Consider the following 8425-nt stretch of genomic DNA (forward strand, 5'->3'; position numbering starts at 1 on the left):
AATTGTTATTTTTTCGCTTTGTTATTTAAGAGAATTTTTTCGATTTTTACTATTAACTCTTAATTATCGATTCAATTTTCATCTTGGAAATTACAATAAATTAGCATTAATTCAATGGTTTAAATTTCAAATTTGTCAATTTAATTTTTTAGAGTATATGCTCTTATTGAGTGTTCACTCTTCGGGTTTATTTAGTGATTTGAAGTGCAAAAAACAATCAATAGTAAACCTTATTATTTGCAAGTTAGTGACAACGCCTTATAGCTAAATAGTTCATAAATGGTCACCAAGGTGATGGTTCGTGAATAAAAATAATTAAAATGGCTAGATAAGGAAAGATTACATGCACAACACAAAAGGGGTTTTTACCCTGTCCTCACTAACCTTGGTTCTACTTGGTACCTCTATAGCGAATGCTTCTCAGATAGCGCCATTCAACGAGGATGATTTTCCAGCTAAGTACATTATTAAGTTCAAACAAGAGGTTTCTAGAGAGGCCTTCTCTGCGGACGGTACAGAGCCAAGTTTGAATCAGTTGCCAGAGAATGTTCTCCTAGCTGCCCAAGCGCGTGCGGTGGAGAAGATCAGCGCTGAGCCGATTTACAGCATAGAGGTCAACGATGCTGAGCTTTCAAAGTTAAGAAGTCATGAACAAGTAGAGTATGTGGAAGTTGATCCTCCCCGTTTTCTACTAAGCGAAACAACACCGTGGGGATATAACGCTGTTAATGCGCAGTTGCTGAGTGATAGTAATGCTGGCAATCGAACCGTTTGCATTATTGATTCGGGCTACGATGTTAGCCATAACGATCTGAGTGGAAATCGTGTTCGTGGTACCAATGACAGTGGAACGGGTTCTTGGAGTGAACCGGGATATAACAACGCTCACGGTACGCATGTTGCGGGAACTATTGCTGCCATTGCAAATGGTGAAGGTGTGAAAGGAGTCATGCCAAATCAGCAGGTGAATCTACATATTGTTAAGGTTTTCAATGAGTCGGGGTGGGGTTATTCGTCAAGCTTGGTGAAAGCAATACAAACCTGTGCAGAGAATGGTGCCGATGTTGTGAACATGAGTTTAGGTGGTAGCCAAGCCAGCCGCACTGAGCAAAATGCTTTGCAGTCATTATCCGACCAAGGCGTATTGCTCATCGCCGCTGCAGGTAACGATGGGAATACCGCGCATAGCTATCCAGCGTCATACGAGGCGGTAATGTCTGTGGCAGCTGTTGATAACAACGACGATCATGCAGCGTTTTCTCAGGCTACTGACCAAGTAGAGATTGCTGCTCCGGGTGTCGCAGTACTGTCTACGGTAACCGTTGGAGAAGGGGTGTTGAGTGACATTATATTCAATGGCGTCAGTCAGTTTAAGCGTGGCGTGGTATCGCACAACCGCAAGTCAAAAAACTCTGGCCGTTATTTATCGGACCCGATCTCAGGATCCTTTAGCGGAGAGTTAGCACAATGTGATGTGTCGTCTGGCGACTATCGCTGTGGCGATCTTACCGACAAAGTGTGTTTGACTGAGCGTATCGAGAATCAACGCTCTGGCGTTCGCCCTGAGATAAATGCTGTCAAAGCCTGTTATAACGCAGGTGCTAGGGCTGCTATTGTCTACAGCAACAGTGAATTACCAGGTTTGCAGAACCCGTTTGTATTGGATGACAACGACCAATATCGCTTGATTTCAGTAACGGTAAATAGGGAACTTGGGCTAGAGCTTGCCGCTCAACAAGGCCAAATCGTCACCGTTTCCACATCAAAAGGGCAAGACTACGAGTATTACAATGGAACTTCCATGGCCACGCCACATGTTGCTGGTGTAGCAGGACTAGTGTGGAGCTATCATCCAAATTGCACCGCGTCACAAGTTCGCCGAGCATTAACCGCAAGTGCAAAAGATATCGATGTTGCTGGCAGAGATAACAGAACCGGTTATGGCTTAGTTGATGCTGATGCGGCAAAGCGCTATCTCGATCAAGGTTGTAATGGTCCGGATGGTGGGCAGGGAGAAACGGTATTAGTTAATGGTATTGCAAAAGGGCCGCTCCAAGGCAGCGCTCAATCAAGTCGTCTGTTCACATTTGATGTACCCGCTGATGCAACCGAGCTTAGCTTCTCATTAGTGGGCGGCAGTGGTGATGCTGATCTTTATGTAAGTTTTGAGCAAGAGCCGACGAATCGTCGTTATGATTGTCGTTCATGGGAATCTGGAAATAATGAACGTTGCACGATAAATGACGTCTCAGCAGGCACATATCATGTATTGGTTAAGGGCTACTCGGCATATTCTGGTGTGATGCTCACTGCCTCTCATAATGGTGCAGAGAGCGGCACTCAACCACCATCCACTTACACTAACAACAGCGCGGTCGAGATCCCTGATAACAATACTAGCGGAGCAATCAGCCAAATAGAGGTCTTACGCTCTGGTGATTCTGGAAGCGTTGAGGTCACCGTGGACATTACCCACAGTTATATCGGAGATCTTAAACTGACATTGATCTCACCGACCAATAGTGAAAAAGTACTGCACGAAAATAGTGGAGGTTCTGCTAGTGACATCAAGACCAGCTATTCTTTAGACTTTTCTGGTGTTGAGTCTAAAGGGAACTGGACGCTTAAAGCGGTAGATAGCGCTCGCCAAGATACGGGAACAATCAACAGTTGGACACTGTCATTTCAGTAAGGAGTGGATATGAAGAACTACATACCTTCTCGCTTTCAATGGCTAACTTGGTTAATCGGATTTGCCTTTGCCCTTAGCATGACGGCAAGCTACGCGGACAACCCGGCCTTTCCACCAATAGATGAGAGACCTGTGGACATGGCAGAGCAGCCAACCCGATTTTACGTTAAGTGCACTCAGGGAGCGGAGCAACAGGTGAGGGAGTTATTAATGTCTCATCAATTAGAAGTAGTGGAGGTATTGGAGAATCAGAGGGTGTTTGTTGTATCTGGTGAGCAGGAAAAGGCTGATTCCTTAGCTGATAACGCATTGGTTGAGTACGTGGAGCCTGAGCCAACGAGGAAACTGTACTCTCAGTAATTCGATGCTTCATTTCAAGATACTAAGTCGGCGTTAACGAGAATGCCTTGGTCTGACAATCAGGCCAAGGCATCTATTTCAACGCCATCTAAAGAGGTGGCATCGATAACAAGACCAGCGAAAAGAGGTTTAAAACACGCCATTTTCATTTTCGATGTTGCCACCACTGATAAGTGAATATACTCGCATTGAGAAATCGAGTGCTTGAATCGAATCCCAATGCTCTACAATCCGACCATCTTCAATACGCCAAGTATCGATAATATTCATCCCTTTTTGATCGTTTCCTCTGTCTTCACTGTTGAGTGTGGCGTGAGAGTGAAAGATCACATAGTCACCGTCAGCATAGATATGTTTTACATCATAGCTGTACTCTGGGTAGTCCTCGACAAACTCCTTGAGAAATCCAACCAGCCCAGTGACTTTATCGGGGAGGTTTCGGTTGTGCTGAACGTAAGAACTATCATTGTAGTGCTCCATCACATAGTCAAAGTCATGGTTGTTCATAAGATGCTGAACAAAATCAGTAATTAATGCGGCATTTTTCGCTTCCTGTTCTGTCCAGTTTGCTTTTGTTAAATTTTTAAAATCAATAGTTAAAGTGTCTTCTGATTGTGCGCAGACGTGGCTAGTCACGATAATAAGGATGAATGTAGTTAGTGCTTTAAACATAGTTAACTCCCTTTCACAGTTTTCCATTAGTTACTTTTAGTAACTATAGTAATTTATAGTTACTAGCAGTACAATAAGGCACCAAAAGATGCGTTAGTTACCTTTTGGTAACTGTTGGCGGGTTTGGTACAGAGAAAAGGTAAGAAGTTATGGTCAAAGCAACGAAAACGGAAAGGCGTGTGTTTTATAATACCCAAGACTGTCCCGTTAGAAACGTGGTAGCTCAAATCGGTGACAAATGGTCGTTGCTTATTTTATTTGCACTAGTCGATGGGCCTGACCGATTTAACGATTTAAAGTCTAGAATTGAAGGAATCTCTCAACGTATGTTGACGCAAACTCTTCGTGACTTGGAAAGAGAAGGTTATGTAAATAGGACCGTTTATCCAGAAGTACCTGTTCGCGTGGAATATGCGTTGACTGAATTAGGTAAACAACTAGTTAAGCCATTATATGAACTTGTTCAATGGGCAGAGAATCATAAACCTAATATTGAGCAAGCTCGCGCTGAGTATGATAGTAAAACAAAAGGCTAGAAAAATGATGTGCATGTCATAGCGTCTAAAGAGTCTTAAAAGTTCAACCATATGCGTTTTATTCTACTTATCTAACACTCTATTTTCATTGGACTACATGCTCCTGAAGCCCGTCTCTTGCGCGAGGGAGACTGACGACCATCCGCAATTGAGGTATTTACATAAACTTCGCTTCAGCCCTTGAATAACACTCACCATCCACATAAATACCACTACTTAATATATACAAACCTCGTTTGCTTTTTAAGCAATGAGCTTGTACTTCAATTAACGTGTTAAGAGGTATTGGCTTGATAAAGCGAACATTAAGCTGGGCTGTCATGGCACAAACGTCGCGAGAGAAAAGGCAGTGGGTCATGGCGGCATCATGTAGAGCGCTGATTGCCCCACCTTGCATGACATCTTGGTAGCCTTGCACATTCTCCATGGGTACGATTTTAGCTCTTACTCCACCATCTAACGTAGGAATGAACTCAAGAGTTGTATGTGGGTTGAAAAAAGGCTGGCAGCAAATGGCGCATTGCTGGTGGTTGATAGGATGATGAATAGACATAACGTACCTTCAGGTTAATGGACTCCTTAAGCTTTGCCAGAGATACTATAAATATAACTGGCATATGCCAATAATTAGTTGTGAGAAATTAGTGTTCATATAACAAGGGTGACAGGTGTTTTTCAGATAGAGTGCTCCAACACTGGCAACAATGATATAAACGTTATAGCGGCTAGGCTGATATTAAACATGCGCTGTTTTAAGGTGGTATTGAGATAAACTCGGATTTTTTGACCAACCCAAACCCAAGTGATATTGGCAAACAGTCCAAATGTCGTAAATACTAGGGTAATCAGTGCCACAGAGAGCCAATAGCTGGAGGGTAGGCTATAGCTTGTTACCAAAGCGAGTGATGCCATCCAGGCTTTCATATTACTCAGTTGAAATAACGTAGCCTGAGTCATATTGATTGGTTTGCTCTTGGTGGATTTTCCGGAGAAAGGGTTGGTACATAAAAGCTTTATCATCAACCAAAACATATAAGCCAGACCAAGGTATTTTATTGCTAGATACCAACTAGGGTGAGTCGTAAGAGCGACACCTACGCCACATGCACAGAGCAGGATCAGCCCGGCTACACCAATACGAATGCCAATTAGATGTCGCCATGATTTCCGGATGCCAAATTGTGCCCCTGAATTGGCGAGCAATAAATTGTTCGGCCCCGGGGTGATGGCGGTTACAAACGCGAATAAACTCATGGCCGGCATTAAGTCCCATAATGTCGTCATTTCCTTTCTTCTCCTCTCAAACAAGTACAGACAGCCCAAGAGTAAAGGTGCTCAGAGAGATAGACCTACAGTTAATGCGTCATGGTGACAATTCTTTGGTTTCATTTTCTTCAGGCCTTATTTATCCTGATTATAAGAAACAATTGTACCCCTTTGGAGAGAGACAATGTTAGTCCCAGATATATCGGGTCGTTCCGGACCTAAGTTTATGGCACTGGCTGATGCGATTGCTGAGGTGATAGAAAGTGGTGAGCTGGCGCCGGATACTAAATTGTTACCCCAGCGTATTTTGTCTTATCGATTGGGTGTGACAGTTGGAACGGTGACAAGAGCCTATCATGAGCTTGAGCGAAGGGGACTAACGGAGCCCAAAGTAGGAAGCGGGACCTATGTTCGGAACAGAGAAACTGAACTGAATCACTTTTATCATCCGGTATTGGAAGAAAAAGGTATTGATTTGGCACGTTGCCGACCTTTTCTGTTGTCACAGCCGAAATTTCTTGCTGACGCATTGAAGGAGTTATCTCACGAAGAAATCGCGCAAGCAGCGGTACTGGATTATTACTCCGCTGATGGTATTCATGGTCATAGTGAGACCCTTCGACAATGGCTGATGACCAAATTCAATATCGATATTGATGCCCGACGAGTGGTGTGGACACATGGAGGGCAGCACGGAATATCGTTGATTATACAAGCACTAAGCCGTCCCCAAGATACTATTCTTGCTGAAGGCTTGTGTTATCCGGAATTCATGCACGCATGTCAACAAGCCGAACGAAAGTTAGTGCCAGTAAAAGTTGATGAGAATGGATTAGACCCGGAAGATTTGGCTTTGCACTGTAAGAGACATCGCCCCAAACTACTTTACCTAACACCGGGAGTTCAAAACCCGACCGGAGCCCAGCTATCGGACAGCCGAAGACTGAAAATCATTGAAATATGCCGTCGCTACAACGTGCTAATTATTGAGGACGATGTGCTCTACTGCCCGCCGTCTCATCGAAAGAGTCCGTTAGTTGCTATCGCTCCGGATATTACCTTATACGTGGGTAGCTTTTCTAAGTACTTTGCGGGTGGGTTGCGACTAGGCTTTATCATTCTACCATTGTCTTTCAAGGACTTAATGCAACGTGCGCTACGAGCCAGTTGTATGTATGTTAGTCCGCTAATCATTGATCTGGTGTGTCGCTGGCTAACCAGCGGTGCGATGCAAGCTGTGGATGAAGAGATCGCGATGGAACTCAATGCACGTCATCGAGTCTGGAAGACGGTATTTCCCAAAATCCAGATTGGTGTGCCTGGCTACAATGTTTGGCTACCTTTGACTGAACCGCTAACCGGGTATCATTTTAACCAATCGTTGCTGAAATATGGGGTCAGAGTGAGAGAAGCAGAAATGTTTGCTGTGGGTCGTTATGAAGTTCCGGCAGCGGTGAGGATATCTCTGGCAGGTCCATCAAGTCGTCCACAATTGCAATCAGCTTTAGAGATTGTAAGAGAGCAAATCGCACGGCTTACTTAAGCTTCATTGTTTGTGTTGTTTGCGTCAGCAAGAGCCTCACTAACTCACTTTTTTCGAGATTCATTGAGGCAACAAAACAAAAATGCCCACGAGACAAATATCTAGTGGGCATTAGAATTATTTCATTAGCAAATGAGAGAGTTACTCGTAATCAGAAGCGTAAGTGTCTTCGTAAGAGTGAGAGTAGAACTCAAATAAGTTACCAAACGGGTCTTCTAGGTAAACCATTTGAGCTTGCTTAGAATCATCTTCTGGGTGGTAACGGTGGATATCCATGCGCACTTTACCACCAAACTCTTCTACACGTTTGATTGCTGATTCAAACTGCTCTTTTGGCAATTGTAGACAGAAGTGGAAGATACCTAGGCGAGAAAAGTCAACGTTATGACGCTCTTCACGGTCAACCATTTCGAACAGCTCTACACCGATACCGTCATTAGTTACTAGGTGAGCAATGTTGAAGCCTTTGAAGCCTTCACCAAATACTGCAATACACATACGACCGATTGCACTTTCGCGCTCTTCGATTACTTTAGTGTTGTTCATTACAATGCGAAGGCCTAGTGCTTTAGTGTAGAACTCTACCGCTTTGTCCATATCGCCAACCATGATACCAACGTGATTCATTTTCATAACTTTCTCCAAAAACTGATTTGATTATTCGTTTCGTGTTTCGTTTCGATGTGGAGAAGTATAAGTATGACTGGTGGTTTTTAAAAATTATCAATAATTATAAAAATGATAACGCAACGTTATTAATGGCTTTCATAGAGCGTGTGCTGGCAAACATAGGCGTTTCGTTGTTGTCCAACAGCCTTCGAGAGCAGACAGATTGCTAGCAAGTGTCGAAACAGGCTTTTCTCTATTTCTCAAAGGCAGTTGCCCTTTATGAGTTTGATGTGGGTATACTCCAACCTCAACCCCTGTTGGTTGACCTGCTTTCCAAACATTGGGAGCGCTAAGTACGTAGTCATATTTATTTATCCATTACAAATAGGAAATTCTCTCCATGCGTAAATCAGATAAGAAAGTTGAAAATTTAATTAGAGACGTACTGACCGAAGTATGTGAAGGGACGCTAAAAAGCTACGATGGTTTTCTTTGGGTGACTCATACTGTTAAATTCAATTCTTTTCCACAGAGCTTAAAAATCGTCTGCGTATTCGAAACGAATCAAGATAGAGCAAACTTTTTAATGGGAGAAGGTCAGCAGCATGTCTCAACGATTATCCAAACGGCGTTTAGTAAGGTCGGGGTGCAACTAAAGAACGTAAGTAAGCAAATTAGTTACGATATACGGTAAAGTGCCCAAATCCAGTCATTCCTGTAGCTTACTTTTGTCGAGTAGACGACACT

Annotated in this window: 9 protein-coding genes; 5 read left to right on the forward strand and 4 right to left on the reverse strand. The window is 43.4% G+C overall.

The features are described from left to right. Positions 1-343: 343 nt before the first annotated feature. The gene (locus tag HW45_RS20515) at positions 344-2692 is read left to right on the forward strand and encodes a S8 family serine peptidase (protein ID WP_038229323.1); all 2349 of its coding nucleotides are present in this window, start codon (positions 344-346) and stop codon (positions 2690-2692) included. Positions 2693-2701: 9 nt separating this feature from the next. Further along, positions 2702-3052, forward strand: coding sequence for an ATPase (locus HW45_RS20520; protein ID WP_081875870.1), 351 nt, complete (start codon positions 2702-2704; stop codon positions 3050-3052). Positions 3053-3181: 129 nt separating this feature from the next. On the opposite strand, the gene HW45_RS20525 is transcribed toward HW45_RS20520, so the two are convergent. Continuing rightward, positions 3182-3724, reverse strand: a complete 543-nt coding sequence (locus tag HW45_RS20525) for a nuclear transport factor 2 family protein (RefSeq protein ID WP_038229325.1) — start codon at positions 3722-3724, stop codon at positions 3182-3184. A 149-nt stretch (positions 3725-3873) separates the two neighbouring features. Between HW45_RS20525 and HW45_RS20530 the strand changes: the two genes are divergently transcribed. Then, a complete protein-coding gene (locus tag HW45_RS20530; RefSeq protein WP_038229327.1) occupies positions 3874-4260 on the forward strand; it encodes a winged helix-turn-helix transcriptional regulator in 387 nt (128 codons plus the stop codon). A 157-nt stretch (positions 4261-4417) separates the two neighbouring features. On the opposite strand, the gene HW45_RS20535 is transcribed toward HW45_RS20530, so the two are convergent. Beyond that, positions 4418-4813: a PaaI family thioesterase gene (locus tag HW45_RS20535; protein ID WP_038229329.1), complete on the reverse strand. Its 396-nt coding sequence runs from the start codon at positions 4811-4813 to the stop codon at positions 4418-4420. A 122-nt stretch (positions 4814-4935) separates the two neighbouring features. Next, positions 4936-5544 (reverse strand): LysE family translocator, encoded by a 609-nt coding sequence (locus HW45_RS20540; protein ID WP_038229335.1) that lies wholly within the window; start codon positions 5542-5544, stop codon positions 4936-4938. Between the two features lie 166 nt (positions 5545-5710). Here HW45_RS20540 and HW45_RS20545 point away from each other — a divergent pair, with 166 nt between their 5' ends. Beyond that, a complete protein-coding gene (locus HW45_RS20545; protein WP_038229337.1) occupies positions 5711-7069 on the forward strand; it encodes an aminotransferase-like domain-containing protein in 1359 nt (452 codons plus the stop codon). A 141-nt stretch (positions 7070-7210) separates the two neighbouring features. Here the strand turns inward: HW45_RS20545 and HW45_RS20550 are convergent, their stop codons facing one another. Then, positions 7211-7702 (reverse strand): VOC family protein, encoded by a 492-nt coding sequence (locus HW45_RS20550; protein ID WP_038229339.1) that lies wholly within the window; start codon positions 7700-7702, stop codon positions 7211-7213. Between the two features lie 376 nt (positions 7703-8078). Here HW45_RS20550 and HW45_RS20555 point away from each other — a divergent pair, with 376 nt between their 5' ends. Further along, positions 8079-8372: a hypothetical protein gene (locus tag HW45_RS20555; RefSeq protein WP_038229341.1), complete on the forward strand. Its 294-nt coding sequence runs from the start codon at positions 8079-8081 to the stop codon at positions 8370-8372. Positions 8373-8425: the final 53 nt, after the last annotated feature.

This window comes from Vibrio sp. ER1A (assembly GCF_000733315.1).
GTDB classification, from domain to species: domain Bacteria; phylum Pseudomonadota; class Gammaproteobacteria; order Enterobacterales; family Vibrionaceae; genus Vibrio; species Vibrio mediterranei.